Raw genomic sequence first — 18012 nt, forward strand, 5'->3', positions numbered from 1 at the left:
TCCACATGGCTGAGCAACAAACCGCGCGCCTGCAGCAGGTCTACCGCGAGAAGATCGTCTCCGAACTCGTCAAGAAGTTCGGCTACAAGTCGGTGATGGAGGTCCCGCGCCTCACCAAGATCACGCTCAACATGGGCGTCAGCGAGGCGGTGTCGGACAAGAAGGTCATGGACCACGCCGTCGGCGACCTGACCAAGATCGCCGGCCAGAAGCCCGTTGTCACCAAGTCGAAGAAGGCGATTGCCGGCTTCAAGATCCGTGACGGCGTGCCCATCGGCACCATGGTCACGCTGCGTGGCGTGCGCATGTACGAGTTCCTCGACCGCTTCGTCACGATCGCGCTGCCGCGCGTGCGCGACTTCCGCGGCATCTCGGGCCGTTCGTTCGACGGCCGCGGCAACTACAACATCGGGGTCAAGGAACAGATCATCTTCCCCGAGATCGAGTACGACAAGATCGATGCGGTGCGTGGCCTGAACATCAGCATCACCACGACTGCGAAGACGGATGACGAGTGCAAGGCACTGCTCGCCGCCTTCAAATTCCCGTTCAAGAACTGAGGTGGCCCGTGGCTAAACTTTCCCTCATCCAGCGCGAGAAGAAGCGCGAGCAACTGGTCGCCAAGTTCGCCAAGAAGCACGCGGAGCTGACGGCTATCGCGAACGACGCGAAGAAGTCCGACGAAGAGCGTTATGCCGCCCGCCTGGAGCTGCAGAAGCTGCCCCGCAACGCCTATCCGACCCGTCTGCGCAACCGCTGCGAGATGACCGGTCGCCCGCGTGGCACCTTCCGCCAGTTCGGCCTGGGTCGCAACAAGATCCGCGAGTTGGCCTTCAAGGGCGACATCCCGGGTGTCGTCAAGGCCAGCTGGTAATCGGCTCGACGATCAGGAGATATCCAATGAGCATGAGTGATCCTATCGCCGATATGCTGACCCGCATCCGCAACGCGCAGATGGTCGAGAAGACCAGCGTCGTGATGCCGTCGTCGAAGCTGAAGGTGGCGATCGCCCAGGTCCTGAAGGACGAGGGCTACATCGAGAACTTCGCCGTCGTGGGCGAGCCGGCCAAGCCGCAGCTCGAGGTGACGCTGAAGTACTACGCCGGACGCCCCGTCATCGAGCACATCGAGCGCGTGAGCCGTCCGGGCCTGCGCATCTACAAGGGCCGGCACGACATCCCGAACGTGATGAACGGCCTCGGCGTGGCCATCGTCACCACGCCCAAGGGCGTGATGACCGACCGCAAGGCGCGCCAGGCCGGTGTCGGCGGCGAAGTCCTCTGCTACGTCGCCTAAGGGGGAGAGAAGGAAATGTCCCGCGTAGGAAAAATGCCGATCAGCGTCCCGCAAGGCGTGGATGTGTCGATCAAGGGCGATCAGATCAACGTGAAGGGCTCGCTCGGCACGCTGGCGCGCACCATCAATCCGCTCGTCGCCGTGAAGACCGAAGGCGGCAAGGTGACGTTCATGCCGGCCAACGAGAGCGTCGAGGCCGACGCGATGTCCGGCACGATGCGCGCGCTGGTGGCCAACATGGTCAACGGCGTCAGCAAGGGCTTCGAGAAGAAGCTGACGCTGGTCGGCGTGGGCTTCCGCGCCCAGGCGCAAGGCCAGAAGCTCAACCTGCAGATCGGCTTCTCGCACCCGGTGGCCAAGGACATGCCCGCCGGCATCACCGTGCAGACGCCGACGCAGACCGAGATCCTCATCAAGGGATCCGACCGCCAGGTGGTGGGTCAGATCGCCGCTGAAGTGCGCGCCCTCCGTCCGCCCGAGCCGTACAAGGGCAAGGGCATCCGCTATACGGACGAGCGCGTGGTCCTCAAAGAGACCAAGAAGAAGTAAGGAGCGACGACCATGTTGAACAAGAAAGATCAGCGTATTCGCCGTTCCCGCCAGACGCGCGCGCGTATCTCCGTGCAGCGCGTGGCCCGCCTGACGGTGCATCGCACCAACCTGCACATCTACGCCAGCGTCATTTCCGACGACGGCCAGAAGGTGCTGGCAAGCGCCTCGACCGCCGAAGCGGACGTGCGCAAGGAGCTCGGTGCCGCCGGCAAGGGCGGCAATGCCGCCGCCGCCGCCGTCATCGGCAAGCGCATCGCCGAGAAGGCCAAGGCTGCCGGCATCGAGCGCGTGGCCTTCGATCGCGCGGGCTTCGCCTACCACGGCCGCGTCAAGGCGCTGGCCGAGGCCGCGCGCGAAGCTGGCCTGCAGTTCTGACCCCGGCACCGGCGACGAATAGGAAAGACAAATGGCAAAGTTTCAACCTCGCGCCCAGACCGAAGGCAACGACGACGGTCTGAAGGAAAAGATGATCGCGGTGAACCGCGTCACCAAGGTGGTCAAGGGCGGACGCACGCTGAGCTTCGCGGCGCTGACCGTCGTCGGCGACGGCGACGGCCGCATCGGCATGGGCAAGGGCAAGGCCAAGGAAGTGCCGGTGGCGGTGCAGAAGGCCATGGAATCGGCCCGCCGCAACATGATCAAGGTGTCGCTGAAGAACGGCTCCATCCACCACCGCGTGGTGGGCGAGCACGGTGCTTCGCGCGTGCTGATGGCGCCGGCCAAGCAGGGTGACGGCATCATCGCGGGCGGCCCCATGCGTGCCGTGTTCGAGGTGATGGGCGTGACCGACATCGTCGCCAAGAGCCTGGGCTCGACGAATCCGTACAACCTGGTCCGCGCCACCCTGAATGCGCTGAAGGCGACGAGCACGCCGGCGGAGATCGCCGCCAAGCGCGGGCTCACGGTCGAAGAAATCCTCGGCTGAGGCTGGAGCACCCCATGAGCGACAAGAAAACCGTCAAGGTCAAGCTGGTCAAGAGCATCGCCGGCACCAAGGAATCGCACCGCGCCACGGTCCGGGGCCTGGGCTTGCGCAAGCTCAACAGCGAGCGCGAGCTGGAAGACACGCCGGCCGTGCGCGGCATGATCAACAAGGTCTCGTACCTGGTGAAGGTGCTGTAAGCGCCTGCCACTGAGGAAAGAACATGGAACTCAACACCATCAAGCCGGGCGAAGGCGCCAAGCATGCCAAGCGCCGCGTCGGCCGCGGCATCGGTTCAGGCCTGGGCAAGACGGCCGGCCGTGGTCACAAGGGCCAGAAGTCGCGTTCCGGCGGCTACCACAAGGTGGGCTTCGAGGGCGGCCAGATGCCGCTGCAGCGCCGCCTGCCCAAGCGCGGCTTCAAGTCGCAGTCGCTGCAATTCAACTTCGAGGTCACGCTGAAGGACCTCGAGCGCCTGGGCGCCGCCGAAGTCGACCTGCTGACGCTCAAGCAAGCCGGCCTCGTGGGCGAGCTTGCAAAAGTGGTCAAGGTCATCAAGTCGGGTGAACTGACCAAGAAGGTCGCGCTCAAGGGCATAGGCGCGACGGCCGGCGCCAAGGCCGCGATCGAAGCCGCCGGCGGCTCGGTCGCCTGATCGACCGGCGGCATTCACTCGGAAATCGACACTTCGTGGCAACCAACGCGACTCAGCTGGCCAAGAGCGGCAAGTTCGGCGACCTGCGTCGCCGGCTCGTCTTCTTGCTGCTCGCGCTCGTGGTCTACCGCATCGGCGCGCACATCCCCGTGCCGGGCATCGACCCGAACGCGCTGCAGGAACTGTTCAAGGGCCAGCAGGGCGGCATCCTGAACCTGTTCAACATGTTCTCGGGCGGCGCGCTTTCGCGCTTCACCGTGTTCGCGTTGGGCATCATGCCGTACATCTCCGCGTCGATCATCATGCAGCTGATGACCTACGTGGTGCCTTCGCTCGAATCGCTGAAGAAGGAGGGCGAATCGGGTCGCCGAAAGATCACGCAATACACGCGCTACGGCACGCTGGGCCTCGCCATCTTCCAGTCGCTCGGCATCGCGCTGGCGCTCGAAGGCTCCCAGGGCCTGGTCATCAATCCGGGGTTCGGCTTCCGCCTCACGGCGGTGGTGAGCCTCGTGGCCGGCACGATGTTCCTGATGTGGCTGGGTGAGCAGATCACCGAGCGCGGCCTCGGCAACGGCATCTCCATCCTCATCTTCGCCGGCATTGCCGCCGGGCTGCCGGCTGCCATCGGCGGACTGCTGGAGCTGATCCGAACCGGCGCGATGAGCGTGCTGGTGGCGCTGTTCATCGTCGCCATCGTGGGACTGGTGACCTTCGTCGTCGTGTTCGTCGAGCGAGGACAACGCAAGATCCTGGTCAACTACGCCAAGCGCCAGGTCGGCAACAAGGTCTATGGCGGCCAGTCGTCGCACCTGCCGCTCAAGCTCAACATGTCGGGCGTGATCCCACCGATCTTCGCTTCGTCGATCATCTTGCTGCCGGCCACCGTGGTGGGCTGGTTCGCCACCGGCGACGGCCTGCGCTGGCTCAAGGACATCGCCAGCCTGCTGTCGCCGGGGCAGCCCATCTACGTGATGCTGTACGCCGCGGCGATCGTGTTCTTCTGCTTCTTCTACACGGCACTCGTGTTCAACAGCCGCGAGACGGCCGACAACCTGAAGAAGAGCGGTGCGTTCATCCCGGGCATCCGTCCGGGCGAGCAGACGGCACGCCACATCGACCGAATCCTGTCGCGGCTGACGCTGGCCGGTGCGATCTACATCACGCTGGTGTGCCTGCTGCCCGAGTTCCTGGTGCTGAAGTACAACGTCCCCTTCTACTTCGGCGGCACGTCGCTGTTGATCATCGTCGTCGTGACGATGGACTTCTGGGCACAGGTGCAGAGCTACGTGATGAGCCAGCAGTACGAATCGCTGCTGAAGAAGGCCAATTTCAAGGCGAGCTGAGAAGGCGAGCCGCACGCAAGACGAAACGGGAAGACAAGACTGACGACACGGCATGGCCAAAGACGACGTCATTCAGATGCAGGGCGAGATTCTCGAGAACCTCCCCAACGCCACGTTTCGCGTGAAGCTGGAGAACGGGCACATCGTGCTCGGCCACATCTCCGGAAAGATGCGCATGCACTACATCCGCATCCTGCCGGGCGACAAGGTGACGGTCGAGCTCACGCCCTACGACCTGAGTCGGGCCCGCATCGTGTTCCGGGCCAAGTGAAGACCAACGGAACACGGGAACGAGACAGAACTGAAAGCGGCCTGACAAGGCTTAGGAGAAGAGCATGAAAGTTGCAGCATCGGTCAAGAAGATGTGCCGGAATTGCAAGATCATCCGTCGCAAGGGCGTGGTGCGCGTGATCTGTACCGATCCGCGCCACAAGCAGCGCCAAGGCTGATCCACAGCCACGACGACCGTATTAGGACAAGCACATGGCACGCATTGCTGGTATCAACATTCCGCCCCACAAGCACGCCGAGATCGGCCTGACTGCGATCTACGGCATCGGCCGCTCGACCGCGCAGAAGATCTGCGACGCGACCGGGGTCCCCTACAGCCGCAAGATCAAGGACCTGACCGACGCCGATCTGGAAAAGATCCGCGAAGAGATCGGCCGCATCACGATCGAAGGCGACCTGCGGCGCGAGATGTCCATCAACATCAAGCGCCTGATGGACCTCGGCTGCTATCGCGGTTTCCGTCACCGCCGTGGCCTGCCGGTCCGCGGCCAGCGCACCCGCACGAATGCCCGCACCCGCAAGGGTCCGCGCAAGTCGGGCGCGGTCAAGAAGTAAGCAGCGCGTCGGCAAGAGATTGAGAGAAGGTCAACATGGCTAAAGCACCGAATACCGCCGCCCAGCGCGTGCGCAAGAAGGTCCGCAAGAACGTGGCGGACGGCATTGCACACGTCCACGCGTCGTTCAACAACACGATCATCACGATCACCGACCGCCAGGGTGGCGCCCTGTCTTGGGCGTCCAGCGGCGGCCAGGGCTTCAAGGGCTCGCGCAAGAGCACGCCGTTCGCTGCCCAGGTCGCGGCTGAAGTGGCGGGTCGCGCGGCCCAGGAGCAGGGCATCAAGAACCTCGACGTGCGCATCAAGGGGCCGGGCCCCGGCCGCGAGTCGTCGGTGCGTGCGCTGGCCTCGTTGGGCATCCGCATCAACTCCATCTCGGACGTGACGCCGGTTCCGCACAACGGCTGCCGTCCGCAAAAGCGCCGTCGGATCTGACCGCGCTCGTTCCGCTGTCGGCGGGCTTCGCGGCCTCGCCGGCATTTGTCATTGAAGTTCGTCATTGAAGACCACCGTCTGAGCGCTCACAACAACACTCGCCAGACTCGCGCCGGCCGCCAGGCCGGCGTCAGATGAAGCAAAGGAAAGCACGTGGCACGTTATCTTGGACCCAAGGCCAAACTCTCCCGCCGTGAAGGCACCGACCTGTTCCTGAAGAGCGCCCGCCGCGCCATCAGCGACAAGGCCAAGTTCGACAGCAAGCCCGGCCAGCACGGCCGCACTTCCGGTTCCCGCACGTCCGACTTCGGCCTGCAGCTGCGCGAAAAGCAGAAGGTCAAGCGCATGTACGGCGTCCTGGAGCGCCAGTTCCGCCGCTACTTCGAGGAAGCCGAGCGCCGCAAGGGCAACACTGGCGCCAACCTGCTGACGCTGCTCGAGTCGCGCCTGGACAACGTCGTCTATCGCATGGGCTTCGGCTCCACCCGCGCCGAAGCTCGCCAGCTGGTGTCGCACAGGGGCATCACCGTGAACGGTCAGGTCGTCAACATCGCCTCTTACCTGGTGAAGGTCGGTGACACGGTTGCCGTGCGCGAGAAGGCGAAGAAGCAGCTGCGCGTCACCGACGCGGTGAAGCTGGCCGAGTCGATCGGCATGCCGGCCTGGGTGCAGGTCGACGCGTCCAAGCTCGAGGGGGTGTTCAAGAAGACGCCGGACCGCGACGAGTTCGGTTCCGACATCAAGGAAGCCCTCATCGTCGAGCTCTACTCGCGGTAAGAGACATCTGGACGCTTCGCGTGCCGGGCACGAAGCGTTTCTTCCCAAGCCCGGCACGGTCCATCAGCCTTATCGGTGTAACGAGCCGAGGGTATTGAGAGGAACAGGACTCAATGCAAACCAATCTGCTGAAACCCAAAGCCATCAACGTCGAGCCGCTCGGTCACAACCGCGCCAAGGTCACGCTCGAGCCTTTCGAGCGCGGCTACGGCCACACGCTGGGCAATGCCCTGCGTCGCGTGCTGCTGTCGTCGATGGTGGGTTACGCGCCGACCGAAGTCACGATCGCCGGAGTGCTGCACGAGTACTCGACGATCGACGGCGTGCAGGAAGACGTGGTTCACATCATGCTCAACCTGAAGGGCGTGGTGTTCCGCCTGCACAACCGCGACGAGGTCACGCTGGTGCTGCGCAAGGAAGGGGAAGGCCCGGTCACGGCCGGCGACATCCAGACGCCGCACGACGTCGAGATCATCAACCCCGACCATGTCATCGCCCACCTGTCGCAAGGCGGCAAGCTGGACATGCAGATCAAGGTCGAGAAGGGCCGCGGCTACGTGCCGGGCAACCTGCGCCGCTTCGGCGACGAGCCCACCAAGTCGATCGGCCGCATCGTCCTCGACGCGTCGTTCTCGCCGGTGGCGCGCGTCAGCTACACCGTGGAAAGCGCGCGCGTCGAGCAGCGCACCGACCTCGACAAGCTGGTGATGGAGATCGTCACCAACGGCGCGATCTCGCCCGAAGAAGCGATTCGCGCGTCGGCCAAGATCCTCGTCGAGCAGCTCGCCGTGTTCGCGCAGCTCGAAGGCCAGGTCGGCGACATCTTCGACCAGCCGGCCGCCCAGCGCAGCACGCAGTTCGACCCCATCCTGCTGCGCCCCGTCGACGAGCTCGAGCTCACCGTGCGTTCGGCCAACTGCCTGAAGGCCGAGAACATCTACTACATCGGCGACCTGATCCAGCGCACCGAGACCGAGCTGCTCAAGACGCCGAACCTGGGCCGCAAGTCGCTCAACGAGATCAAGGAAGTGCTGGCGTCGCGCGGACTCACCCTCGGCGCTCGCCTCGAGAACTGGCCGCCCCAGGGCCTGGACAAGCGTTAACCGACGACACCTGGCCGATGGGTACATCGGCCACCCTCCGAGAGGGTAGCCACTGGGCTTGGGGCGGCCCGGCGCCCAGCGGCTTCTCGGAACCCAACAGGGTCGCCAATGCGGCCCGGTGCAACCGGCAGTACCTGACACGGCTGCCGGCATTCATAAGGAAAGGAACAGCACCATGCGTCACCGTCACGGACTTCGCAAACTCAACCGCACCAGCGAGCATCGCCAGGCGATGCTGCGCAACATGTGCAACTCGCTGCTGACGCACGAGGCGATCAAGACCACGGTCCCCAAGGCCAAGGAACTGCGCCGCGTCGTCGAGCCGCTGATCACCCTGGCCAAGGAGCCGACGCTGGCCAACAAGCGCCTCGCGTTCGATCGCACGCGCGACCGCGACGTCGTGGTCAAGCTGTTCGGCGAGCTGGGTCCGCGCTACCAGTCGCGTCCGGGCGGCTACACCCGCATCCTGAAGATGGGCTTCCGCGTCGGCGACAACGCGCCGATGGCCTTCGTCGAACTCGTCGATCGTCCGGAACCGGTCGAAGCCGAAGAAACCGCCGACAACGCCGAGTAAGCCGGCTTCTCTCCCCGCCGCAAGGGCCAGCGCATGCTGGCCCTTCGCGCTTCTGGCGCGCGCCGCTTTGGCACACTCGCAGCCCATGCCCGAGCCGATCTTTCGCATCGCCGGCCTTCACAAGAGGTTCGGCGACAACACGGTGGTCCGCGACCTGTCCCTGCACATCGAACGCGGCGAGTGTCTCGGCGTCATCGGTCCCAACGGCGCCGGCAAGACGACAACGATCCGCATGTGCCTGGGCCAGACGGCGCCGGACGGCGGCACCATCGAAGCCTTCGGATTGCCCATTCCGGCCCAGGTACGCGAAGCCAAGAAGCGGATCGGCGTGGTGACCCAGTTCGACAGCCTCGACCCCGACTTCACCTGCGCAGAAAACCTGCGTGTCTACGGCCGCTACTTCGGACTGCCGATCGCGACCATCGAGGAGCGCATTCCCAGGCTGCTGGAGTTCTCTGCCCTGCAGGCCAAGGCCGGCGTGCGGCCGGGCGAGCTGTCCGGCGGCATGCGCCGGCGCCTGAGCCTGGGCCGCGCGTTGATCAACGACCCCGACCTGCTCCTGCTCGACGAGCCGACGACGGGCCTCGACCCGCAGGCTCGCCACTTGATGTGGGAGCGGCTGCAGAACCTGCTGCAGCAGGGCAAGTCCATTCTGCTGACGACGCACTTCATGGACGAGGCCGAGCGCCTCTGTGACCGGCTCATCGTGCTCGACCATGGACGCAAGATCGCCGAAGGCACGCCACGCGGACTCATTCGCGAGCACCTGGAGAGCGACGTCATCGAGGTCTACAGCGAGGGCGCGCGCGCGCTGGCCGCCGACCACGGCAGCTTGGCCCAGCGCGTCGAGACCAGCGGCGAGACGGTGTTCTTCTACCTGCGCGAGCCGCGGCCGCTGCTGCAGAAGCTGGCCGCGGACCACCGGGTGCGCTACCTGCACCGGCCGGCGAACCTGGAGGACCTGTTCCTCAAGCTCACCGGCCGGCAGATCCGGGATGACGCCTGAAGGAGCACCGCGATGCTGATCTCTTTCTACGCCGCGCCGCGAATCACCGCGCGCTTCTATCCCGTCGTGCTGCGCAACCTGCTGGTGTGGCGCAAGCTCGCGGTGCCGAGCGTGGTCGGCAACATCGCCGAGCCGCTCATCACGCTGGTCGCCTTCGGCTACGGACTCGGCTCGATGATCGGGCGCGTCGACGGGCTGCCGTACGTGACCTATCTCGCCTCGGGCAGCATCGCGGTGAGCTGCACGCTGGCCGCGACCTTCGAAGCGCTGTATTCGGCCTTCTCGCGCATGCATGTTCAGAAGACCTGGGAGAGCATCATGAACGCGCCGATCGCGCTCGACGACATCGTGTTCGCCGAGATGCTGTGGGCCGCGCTGAAAAGCCTGTTCTCGGTGGCCGCCATCATGGCCGTCATCTACGCCCTGAACATCAGCCGAGCGCCCAGCATGCTGCTGGCCCTGCCGCTGCTCGGCGTCGTGGGCGTCACCTTCGCGTCGATCGCGCTCGTGTTCAACGCGCTGGCCAAGGGGTACGACTTCTTCACCTACTACTTCACGCTGGTGCTGACGCCGATGACCTTCCTGTCCGGCGTCTACTTCCCGATCAGTCAGATGCCGCCGTGGCTGCAGGCCGTGGCCGAGGTGCTGCCCCTGACGGCGGCGGTGGAGCTGGTGCGGCCGCTCGTCATCGGCGAACTGCCGTCCGACTGGCTGAGGCCCCTGGCAGTGCTGGGCGCATATGCGGCCGGGGGATACTACCTGGCCCTGGTGCTGACGCGGCGCCGCTTCTTCAAGTGACCCGGAACCTCCTCGCGGGACGCAAGTCAGTGCAAGAACGTATACGTGTGGGAATGGACCGGATGCTCAGCGCTCGCAGGATCGGAATCATCATCGGCGGCGCACTCGCGGCGGCGGCCTTGCTCACCACGAGCGCGCCGGCCGGGGCGGCGGACGAGTTCCTCGATCCGGAAATCGCCTTCAAGGGCAGTGTCCGGGCGGTCGACGAACGAACGGTCGAGGTGAGCTTCGAGATCGCGCCCGGCTACTACCTCTACCGAGAGCAGTTCAAGTTCGCCGCCACGGGCGCCACCCTGGGCTTGCCGGCCATTCCGGCCGGCAAGATCAAGTTCGACGAGACGTTCCAGAAGAACGTCGAAACCCATCGCGACATGCTGCGCATCGCCGTGCCGGTGCAGCAGGCGGGCGGGGCCTTTCGCCTCGCCGTGAACTACCAGGGCTGCGCCGACAAGGGCCTGTGCTATCCGCCGATGCAGATGCGCGCCGATGTGCACCTGGCCGCCTTCGGCGGCTCGGGGAGCGTGAAGGTACTGCCGGGTCGCGACATGGCGGGCGCACCCGACCCCGCCGCGGTGCCGGTGGCCGCGGCGGTGGGTGTCAACACGGCCTCGGCGGCCGACGGTGCGGGCATCGAGGCGGCACTGCGCAGCGGCGGCTTCTGGACCATCGTCGGCGTGTTCTTCGTCGCCGGGATCGTGCTGTCGTTCACGCCGTGCGTGCTGCCGATGGTGCCGATCCTGTCGTCCATCATCGTCGGGCACAGCGCCAAGGGCGAGCGCCCGGACGGCAGCCGGCGGCGCGGCTTCGCGCTGGCCCTGTCGTACTCGCTCGGCATGGCCCTCGTCTATACCGCGCTGGGCATCGCTGCGGGCCTGGCCGGCGAGGGCCTTGCCGCCAGCCTGCAGAACCCCTGGGTGCTCGGGGCGTTTGCACTCGCGCTGGTGCTGCTGTCCCTGTCGATGTTCGGCGTCTACGAGCTGCAGTTGCCGTCGGCCGTGACGGGCCCGCTCACGGGGGTGTCGCAGCGCCTGCCCGGCGGCCGCTTCGCAGGCGTGTTCGCCATGGGCGGCGTCTCCGCGCTCATCGTGAGCCCGTGTGTGGCCGCGCCGCTGGCCGCCGCGCTGGTGTTCCTCAGCCAGACGCGCGACGTTGCGCTCGGCGGCTCGGCGCTCTTCTCGCTCGCCGCGGGGATGAGCGTGCCGCTGTTGCTCGTCGGTGCATCGGCCGGTGCGCTGCTCCCGAAGGCCGGGGCATGGATGAACGACGTCAAGCATGTGTTCGGCGTGCTGCTCGTCGCGGTCGCGATCTGGACCATCCAGCCGGTGGTGCCGGCGGCGCTGTCGCTCGCGATGTGGGGCGCGCTTCTCGTGGGCAGTGCCGCGGCCCTGTACCTGTCCCGCCGCCGGGACGCCGCGCCGGGATGGGGCCGGAAGGCCGCTGCCGCGGTGCTCGGCGTCGGCGGCCTGCTGCAACTGGTCGGCGCGGCCTCGGGCGGGGGCGATCCGCTGCAGCCGCTGGCCCATCTGCGCGGATCGCGTGAAGCAGCGCAGGCATTGCCCTTCGCGATGGTGCGCAACGTCGCCGAGCTCGATGCCGCATTGACCGCCGCACGGCAGCAGGGGCGGCCGGCCATGCTCGACTTCTATGCCGACTGGTGCGTGTCGTGCAAGGAGATGGAGCGCTTCACGTTCTCCGACGGCGCCGTGCGCGGCAAGCTGGCGAACGCGGTGCTGCTGAAGGCCGACGTGACGAAGAACAACGCCGAGGACCGCGAGCTGCTCAAGCGCTTCCAGCTCTTCGGGCCGCCGGGAACGATCTTCTTCGACGGCCAGGGACGTGAAGTCGGCAGCGCCCGTGTGATCGGCTACCAGAACAGCGAACGCTTCCTCGAAACGCTGCGCACCGTGGGTCTTTGACATGCGTCGGCGGCAGGGACATCACGTCGCTGTGTTATAGTCGCAGGCTCAGTCGCGGGGTGGAGCAGTCTGGTAGCTCGTTGGGCTCATAACCCAAAGGTCGCAAGTTCAAATCTTGCCCCCGCAACCACAGAACCTGCAGGCCCGGACCGACGTTGTCGGTCCGGGCCTTTCTCTTTGCATGCCACGTCGTCGTTCTGCAGGGCGCCGGCGGCTCCTGCACGGCCGGTCGGCAGACCCGCCGCCGCAGAGCCAGCTCGCGCTCAGACGGCAAGTGCGAGCCCGGCTGCAGGTGCGGTTGAGGATCTGCGCGTTGGTTCGACCGCATGCCGGCGGGTGGTGAATCAGAACGCCACGCCGGCGGCGATCATGAGGTTGCTGCGGTCCGTGGCGAGGCTGTAGTTGCCGCCCGAGAAACGAGTGAACTGGACATCGGCGAAGTACGCCTTGCCCCAGTCCGCGCGCAGCCCCACGCGCAGGGCCCTGCGTCCCTTGGAAAAAGTGGCGTCGTGTGAATAGCCGTGCACGTCCTGCGCCAGCAGGAGCGATGGCGTGAGCGTCGCACCCGCGAACGCATTGGCATAGGTGGCAGCGGCGCGCACGCGCAAGCCCCAGGCGTCTCGCGTGATGAAGCCGTCAGTGGTGCAGGTCTTGCCCGCCACGCCCGACAGGCCAGGCGCCGCCTCCGAGCAGGGTGAGAGTGCGCCGTTGACGAGCCAGGGCGCGGTGCCGTAGGAGAGCGGCCGGCCGTAACGCATCACCTGCGGGTCGGGCAGACCCGACACGTGGCTCCAGCCGAGCTCGCCTGAGAGCACCACGCGCTCGGCGCCCATCGCCTTGGGCCACACCTTGTTGCCGCCGAGGTTCAGCGTGGTCACGCCGAAGCGGTCGAAGCCGTCGAAGCTGCCGCCCGCGGGAACGGCGAGGATGTTCTTCTGCAGTTGCAGCAACGCGGTCGGCGCGCGCAGCAGGAAGCCGTTGAGCAGGTCGTTGGAGTTCATCGACAGCGGCTGGTTGGGCCGGTGCGAGAGTTCTCCGTAGACATTTGCCGCGGGGCCGAGCTTCGTGTCGAAGCTCACGCCGTAGAGGCGGATGTTCTCAGGGAACACCGTCGAGTAGCGCAGACCGTTGGGATCGGCCAGGCGCTGCAGTCCGCCGGCCAGGCCCGCAGGCAGCGTGGCGCCGTTGACGTTCTCCACCGTGAGGCGGAAGTACGGCTGCGCGCTGTGCGTGTTCATGGCATACGCGGCGAAGTCGGTCGCGATCGAAGGCGCCTTGACGCGCAGTGCCAGGCCGAATTGCCCGCCTTTCTTCGCGCGCACGTCGTCGTTGCGGTGCAGATAGAAGCCGCTTTGCAGGATGCTCTGCTCGGTGAGCGAGGCGACCGACGAGACCGGCGTGTTCGGGATGGGAGCAGGGATGGCGCCTGTGAACTTGCAGCCGTGCGGCACGAGCGAGGCCACGTCGAAGAAGGTGCCGCACGCGGGAAACTCGTGCTGCCGCGACTCGAAGGCCACGAACGCTTCGGCGCTCCACTGCGCGTTCAGAGTGGCGCGCAGGTCGAGCATGCCCACGGGCACCTTGCTTTCGGCCGGCAGCGCACCCGGGCGCACCTGCGCGGCGTAGTCCTGCGGGTTGATGGCCGAATTGATGCCGCCGGTGAAGAATTGCGAGGTACCCCAGGAGAGCACCTGGCGGCCCAGCCGCGCGTCGAGGCGCTTTCCGGCAATCTCCGTATCGCCGTAGGCATAGGCATCGCGCAGCTCGATGCCCTCGAACTTCGCACCGCGGTGCAGGCCCTCGTCGGACAGCTTGGCGTTGGGCGTGAAGCCGTTGGGATAGTTGCCGTACGGCACGGTGCGGCTGCGCAGCGTGAAGTCGGTCCACGCGCTGGCGCGGGCGAAGACACCGAGATGCTGGCCATGCACGTCCCCTTCGACCAGCGCCTTCAGCACCGTGGACACGGGACGGTGGCGCGCGAAGTTGAGATCGGAGCCGCCGGTCTGGCCGACGAGCTGGCCGGGCGTGGTCCCGGGCACGACGGTCGACGGAATGAGCGCGTAGACCACGGGGTCCGGTGCATCCATGCGCACCGTGGTGCCGAAGGTGACGGTGGCGCCGAGCTTGGCGTCCACGCCCTCGGCGGGCTTGAAGTCGGCGGCGACTGCCGGCAGGGCGGCGCTGATGAAGCTCAGCGCGAAGGCGTTTCGAACAGGAGTCATGAAGGCTCGTCTCGTGGCGTTGTAGGGATGGAAAAGGGGAATCGATGGCGCGCGCGCTCAATGCATCCAGCGCTGCGACGCGAGCACCAGCGCCGCGAGGAACAGCGTCTCGCCCACCATCAGCACGATGGGCTTGAAGCCGACGCCGGCCACGTCCTTGAGCTGCGTCTTCATGCCGATGGCGGCGATCGCAGCCACCAGCATCCAGCGGGACACGTCGCTGCCGATCGATTGAACCGTCGCCGGCACGAGGCCCGTGCTGTTGATGGCGACGAGCAGAGCGAAAGCCACGGCGAAGCCGGGCAGCAGCGGGGGCCGCGCGCCGTGCTCGCCGCCCTCGGCTCGAGTGCGGGCGCGCGCGATTCCCGCGGCCAGCACGATCACCGGCAGCAGCATCGCCACGCGCATGAGCTTGACCAGCGTCGCCACGTCGCCGGCTTCGCGCGACATGCCGTAGCCCGCGCCCACCACCTGCGCCACGTCGTGGATGGTGGCGCCGAGGAACACGCCGGCCGCGTGATCGGAGAGGCCCAGCCAGCGCGCGAGCATCGGGTACGCAATCATGGCCAGCGTGGAGAGCGCGCTCACGCCGATCACCGTGAACAGCGTCGCTCGCTCCTTCTGATGGTGCGCGGGCAGCGCGGCGGCGAGCGCGAGAGCGGCCGAGGCGCCGCAGATGGCCGTCGCTCCGCCGGTGAGCAGGCCGAACAGCGACTGGAAACCCATGGCGCGGGCCACGGCCATCGCCAGGCCGATGGTGAGCACGACCGACATCACCACCAGCAGAAACGGCTCCCAGCCCAGCGCCACCACTTGTGCCGCGGTGATGCGCAGGCCGAGCAGCGCCACGCCGATGCGCAGCAGCGTGCGTCCGCTGAAGGCGATGCCCGGCGCGCAGGGCCCCTCGGCGGACAGGAAGTTCATCGCCATGCCGAGCAGCAGCGCGAACAGCATCACCGGCGCGCCGTAGTGCTGCGACAAGAAGGTGGCGGCTGCAGCCACCACGCCGCAGGCCAGCACGCCGGGAAGCAGTACGCGCGCACGGTCCAGGCCGGCGACGCGGCCGATAGAGAAGGCGGCCATGGCGTCAAGCCGTGGGCATGCGGTGCCGCACGATCGCGCGCCTGCCGGGGCGCCGGTCGCCCTGCATCTGCAGCGAGCACCCCAGCCGCGCCTGTTGCACCGGCTTCGGTTCCGGCCAATCGCCTGCCGGCGCGTCCCAGTCGTGATGCTTCGTGCGCAGCTCTTGCAGACATTGTCGAAGCAGTGCCATGGTCGTCTCCGTAGTTGTTTCCTCGTGGCTGAAATCTAGGCAACGGCCGCATCGCCGGCCCCACTCTCGTGGAGGGGGCTCCCACACTCCGCCGCTGCCCCCCGGCCAAGAGGGGGGCGGGCAGGCATCAGGACTTCCAGAATTCGCCGCACACCCAAGCCGTCCTGGAGACCCCGATGGCGATCCCGCCGAACTACCTCTTCGCCACGCTGAATGACCACGTCGGTCACGACTTCGGCGCGTCGACTCCCACCCGGCTCGACCAGCCGCGCATCGACCGATTCGCCGAGTGCACCGGCGACGACCAATGGATTCATGTCGACGTCGAACGCGCCAGGACACAGACGCCCACCGGCAGCACGATCGCCCACGGCCTGCTGTTGCTCTCGCTCATCCCGGCAGCGCAGTACGAGCTGGGTGTCTATCCGCGCGATGCGTCCAACGTACTGAACTACGGATTCGACAGGGTGCGCTTCCTGGCACCGGTGACCGCCGGCACGTCGATCGCGCTGCGCGTCGAACTCGCCGAGGTGGCGGACAAAGGTCCCGGCCGAACGCTGGTTCGCTGCCGCAACACGGCCTATGCGGTCGATGCGCCGGAGCGTCCCGTGATGGTTGCCGAATCGCTCGGAATGGTGATCGCATGAGCGCCGGCAACCGGCTTGGCCCCTCGATGCTGGCGGCGGCCGTCGCCGTGCTCAAGAAGCCGCACCGCACGGCAGGCAGCGTCGGACGGGCGGTCTGCGAATGGGCTCGGGTGGTGCGGGGCACGTCGAGCGTGGCGCCCGCACCCGGCGATCGCCGTTTCGACGACCCGACCTGGCGCGAAAGCCCGCTGTACCGCCGAGTGATGCAAGGCCATCTGGCCCTGGCTCGCGAGACACGCCGGCTGGCCAGTGAGCTCGACCTGTCACCGCGCGATGAAGCCCGCGCGAAGATGATGGTGGGCATGGCGGCCGACTCGCTGGCGCCCACCAACACGCTGCTCGGCAACCCGGCTGCGCTCAAGCGCACGCTCGAATCGAATGGGCGCAACCTGACCACAGGGCTGGCGCAGCTGATTGAAGACTGGCGCCACAACGGCGGCCTGCCGGCGTCGGTGGACGTGAGCAAGTTCAAGGTCGGCGCGAACCTGGCTGCGACGCCCGGCGACGTCGTCTACCGCAACGAACAGCTCGAGCTGATCCAGTACCGACCGCAGACACCGACAGTGCACGGCACGCCGCTGTTCATCGTGCCGCCGCAGATCAACAAGTACTACGTCTGGGATCTGGCGCCCGATCGCAGCCTGATCGAGTTCCTGGTCCGGCAAGGCTTCCAGGTGTCTGTCGTGAGCTGGTTCAACCCCACCGCCGCGCAAGCGGAGTGGGGCCTCGGGACCTATGTCCTGGCGCTCGAGGACGCGATGCGGGTGGCGCGCGAGATCACGCGCTCGCCCCAGCTGCACCTGCTCGGCGCCTGCTCGGGCGGCATCACGTCGGCCGCGCTGCTGGCCTACCTGTCCGCCAAGGGCAGCGACTGGGCACGCAGCCTGACGCTGCTGGTCGCGATGCTGGACACCGACGGGATTGCCGACAGCTCCATGGGTTTGTTCGCACACCTCGAGACGCTGGACCTGGCGCGCACGCTGAGCGGCGCACGCGGTGTGCTCGAAGGCAAGGAGCTGGCCAAGGTCTTCGCTTGGCTGCGCCCCAACGACTTGATCTTCAACTACTGGGTCAACAACTACCTCATGGGTCACAAGCCGCCGGCCTTCGACGTCTTGTACTGGAACTCGGACACCACGCGGATGCCGGCGCGATTGCATGCCGACTTCATCGCGCTGCTGGAGTCGAACGCCTTGTCGCAGCCGGGTGGCGTGACGATTGCCGGTCACTCGCTGAGCCTTCGCGACATCCGCTGCGACAGCTACATCGTCGCGGGACGCACCGACCACATCACGCCCTGGGAAGGCTGTTATCGCACGCGCGAGCTGCTCGGCGGGCACAGCGAGTTCGTGCTCAGCTCGAGCGGACACGTGCAGACGATCGTCAGCCCGCCGGGCAACAAGAAGAGCTCGTTTCTTTCCAACGCGGGTCCACACGATTCGCCGGATTCGTTCGAGCAGGGCGCGGTGACGAACGAAGGCACCTGGTGGCCGCACCTGACGCAATGGCTTGCGGCACGCTCCGACGCGGACAAGCGCGCGCCGCGGCAGACTGGATCACGCCGGCATCCGTCGCTCGGCGCCGCGCCGGGCAGCTACGTCATGGCTGGCGGCCGCGACGCATCCGCAGAATGACGCCGCCG

Annotated in this window: 24 protein-coding genes and 1 tRNA gene; 22 read left to right on the plus strand and 3 right to left on the minus strand. The window is 66.7% G+C overall.

The annotated features are described in order from the left end of the window. Nucleotides 1-5 precede the first annotated feature (5 nt). From rplE to P7V53_RS02380, 20 genes are all read left to right on the plus strand, one after another. Entirely contained in the window at nucleotides 6-560 is a 555-nt protein-coding gene (rplE, locus tag P7V53_RS02285) for a 50S ribosomal protein L5 (RefSeq protein ID WP_280153857.1), read from the plus strand. A gap of 8 nt (nucleotides 561-568) precedes the next feature. Beyond that, a complete protein-coding gene (gene rpsN / locus P7V53_RS02290; protein WP_280153858.1) occupies nucleotides 569-874 on the plus strand; it encodes a 30S ribosomal protein S14 in 306 nt (101 codons plus the stop codon). Nucleotides 875-900: 26 nt separating this feature from the next. Beyond that, nucleotides 901-1296 carry a 30S ribosomal protein S8 gene (gene rpsH / locus P7V53_RS02295; RefSeq protein ID WP_280153859.1) on the plus strand — a complete coding sequence of 132 codons (396 nt, stop codon included), beginning with the start codon at nucleotides 901-903 and terminating at the stop codon, nucleotides 1294-1296. A 15-nt stretch (nucleotides 1297-1311) separates the two neighbouring features. Next, nucleotides 1312-1845 (plus strand): 50S ribosomal protein L6, encoded by a 534-nt coding sequence (rplF, locus tag P7V53_RS02300; RefSeq protein WP_280153860.1) that lies wholly within the window; start codon nucleotides 1312-1314, stop codon nucleotides 1843-1845. A gap of 12 nt (nucleotides 1846-1857) precedes the next feature. Beyond that, complete coding sequence (gene rplR / locus P7V53_RS02305) at nucleotides 1858-2223, plus strand: 50S ribosomal protein L18 (protein WP_280153861.1); 366 nt, start codon at nucleotides 1858-1860, stop codon at nucleotides 2221-2223. A gap of 31 nt (nucleotides 2224-2254) precedes the next feature. Beyond that, complete coding sequence (gene rpsE, locus P7V53_RS02310) at nucleotides 2255-2773, plus strand: 30S ribosomal protein S5 (protein WP_280153862.1); 519 nt, start codon at nucleotides 2255-2257, stop codon at nucleotides 2771-2773. Between the two features lie 14 nt (nucleotides 2774-2787). Beyond that, complete coding sequence (gene rpmD, locus P7V53_RS02315) at nucleotides 2788-2970, plus strand: 50S ribosomal protein L30 (RefSeq protein ID WP_280153863.1); 183 nt, start codon at nucleotides 2788-2790, stop codon at nucleotides 2968-2970. 23 nt (nucleotides 2971-2993) lie between these two features. Next, nucleotides 2994-3425 (plus strand): 50S ribosomal protein L15, encoded by a 432-nt coding sequence (rplO, locus tag P7V53_RS02320; protein WP_280153864.1) that lies wholly within the window; start codon nucleotides 2994-2996, stop codon nucleotides 3423-3425. A gap of 35 nt (nucleotides 3426-3460) precedes the next feature. Further along, nucleotides 3461-4771: a preprotein translocase subunit SecY gene (secY, locus tag P7V53_RS02325; protein ID WP_280153865.1), complete on the plus strand. Its 1311-nt coding sequence runs from the start codon at nucleotides 3461-3463 to the stop codon at nucleotides 4769-4771. A 52-nt stretch (nucleotides 4772-4823) separates the two neighbouring features. Next, the gene (gene infA, locus P7V53_RS02330) at nucleotides 4824-5042 is read left to right on the plus strand and encodes a translation initiation factor IF-1 (protein WP_025495304.1); all 219 of its coding nucleotides are present in this window, start codon (nucleotides 4824-4826) and stop codon (nucleotides 5040-5042) included. Between the two features lie 64 nt (nucleotides 5043-5106). Then, complete coding sequence (rpmJ, locus tag P7V53_RS02335) at nucleotides 5107-5220, plus strand: 50S ribosomal protein L36 (RefSeq protein ID WP_009548427.1); 114 nt, start codon at nucleotides 5107-5109, stop codon at nucleotides 5218-5220. A 34-nt stretch (nucleotides 5221-5254) separates the two neighbouring features. Continuing rightward, nucleotides 5255-5617: a 30S ribosomal protein S13 gene (rpsM, locus tag P7V53_RS02340; protein ID WP_280153866.1), complete on the plus strand. Its 363-nt coding sequence runs from the start codon at nucleotides 5255-5257 to the stop codon at nucleotides 5615-5617. 35 nt (nucleotides 5618-5652) lie between these two features. Beyond that, nucleotides 5653-6054: a 30S ribosomal protein S11 gene (rpsK, locus tag P7V53_RS02345; protein ID WP_025495798.1), complete on the plus strand. Its 402-nt coding sequence runs from the start codon at nucleotides 5653-5655 to the stop codon at nucleotides 6052-6054. Between the two features lie 153 nt (nucleotides 6055-6207). Beyond that, entirely contained in the window at nucleotides 6208-6831 is a 624-nt protein-coding gene (gene rpsD, locus P7V53_RS02350; protein ID WP_280153867.1) for a 30S ribosomal protein S4, read from the plus strand. 113 nt (nucleotides 6832-6944) lie between these two features. Next, nucleotides 6945-7934: a DNA-directed RNA polymerase subunit alpha gene (gene rpoA, locus P7V53_RS02355; protein WP_280153868.1), complete on the plus strand. Its 990-nt coding sequence runs from the start codon at nucleotides 6945-6947 to the stop codon at nucleotides 7932-7934. A gap of 175 nt (nucleotides 7935-8109) precedes the next feature. Continuing rightward, nucleotides 8110-8508, plus strand: coding sequence for a 50S ribosomal protein L17 (gene rplQ, locus P7V53_RS02360; protein ID WP_280153869.1), 399 nt, complete (start codon nucleotides 8110-8112; stop codon nucleotides 8506-8508). 85 nt (nucleotides 8509-8593) lie between these two features. After that, nucleotides 8594-9514, plus strand: coding sequence for an ATP-binding cassette domain-containing protein (locus P7V53_RS02365; protein ID WP_280153870.1), 921 nt, complete (start codon nucleotides 8594-8596; stop codon nucleotides 9512-9514). A 12-nt stretch (nucleotides 9515-9526) separates the two neighbouring features. After that, entirely contained in the window at nucleotides 9527-10312 is a 786-nt protein-coding gene (locus P7V53_RS02370; protein ID WP_280153871.1) for an ABC transporter permease, read from the plus strand. Next, nucleotides 10309-12228, plus strand: a complete 1920-nt coding sequence (gene dsbD, locus P7V53_RS02375; RefSeq protein WP_348273458.1) for a protein-disulfide reductase DsbD — start codon at nucleotides 10309-10311, stop codon at nucleotides 12226-12228. Before P7V53_RS02370 ends, dsbD begins: the two co-directional genes overlap by 4 nt. Nucleotides 12229-12281: 53 nt before the next feature. Continuing rightward, a tRNA-Met gene (locus P7V53_RS02380) sits at nucleotides 12282-12358 on the plus strand. Between the two features lie 214 nt (nucleotides 12359-12572). Here the strand turns inward: P7V53_RS02380 and P7V53_RS02385 are convergent. The 3 genes from P7V53_RS02385 to P7V53_RS02395 are packed head-to-tail and all read right to left on the minus strand — an operon-like array spanning nucleotide 12573 to nucleotide 15723. Continuing rightward, complete coding sequence (locus P7V53_RS02385) at nucleotides 12573-14450, minus strand: DUF1302 family protein (protein ID WP_280153872.1); 1878 nt, start codon at nucleotides 14448-14450, stop codon at nucleotides 12573-12575. Between the two features lie 57 nt (nucleotides 14451-14507). Further along, complete coding sequence (locus tag P7V53_RS02390) at nucleotides 14508-15533, minus strand: putative sulfate exporter family transporter (protein WP_280153873.1); 1026 nt, start codon at nucleotides 15531-15533, stop codon at nucleotides 14508-14510. A gap of 4 nt (nucleotides 15534-15537) precedes the next feature. Further along, complete coding sequence (locus tag P7V53_RS02395; protein WP_280153874.1) at nucleotides 15538-15723, minus strand: hypothetical protein; 186 nt, start codon at nucleotides 15721-15723, stop codon at nucleotides 15538-15540. Nucleotides 15724-15899: 176 nt separating this feature from the next. Here P7V53_RS02395 and P7V53_RS02400 point away from each other — a divergent pair, with 176 nt between their 5' ends. Then, a complete protein-coding gene (locus P7V53_RS02400) occupies nucleotides 15900-16370 on the plus strand; it encodes a MaoC family dehydratase (RefSeq protein ID WP_280153875.1) in 471 nt (156 codons plus the stop codon). Then, the gene (locus tag P7V53_RS02405) at nucleotides 16367-18004 is read left to right on the plus strand and encodes an alpha/beta fold hydrolase (protein ID WP_280153876.1); all 1638 of its coding nucleotides are present in this window, start codon (nucleotides 16367-16369) and stop codon (nucleotides 18002-18004) included. The genes P7V53_RS02400 and P7V53_RS02405 overlap by 4 nt, the downstream gene beginning before the upstream one ends. Nucleotides 18005-18012: the final 8 nt, after the last annotated feature.

It is taken from the genome of Piscinibacter sp. XHJ-5 (assembly GCF_029855045.1).
GTDB lineage: Bacteria > Pseudomonadota > Gammaproteobacteria > Burkholderiales > Burkholderiaceae_C > Albitalea.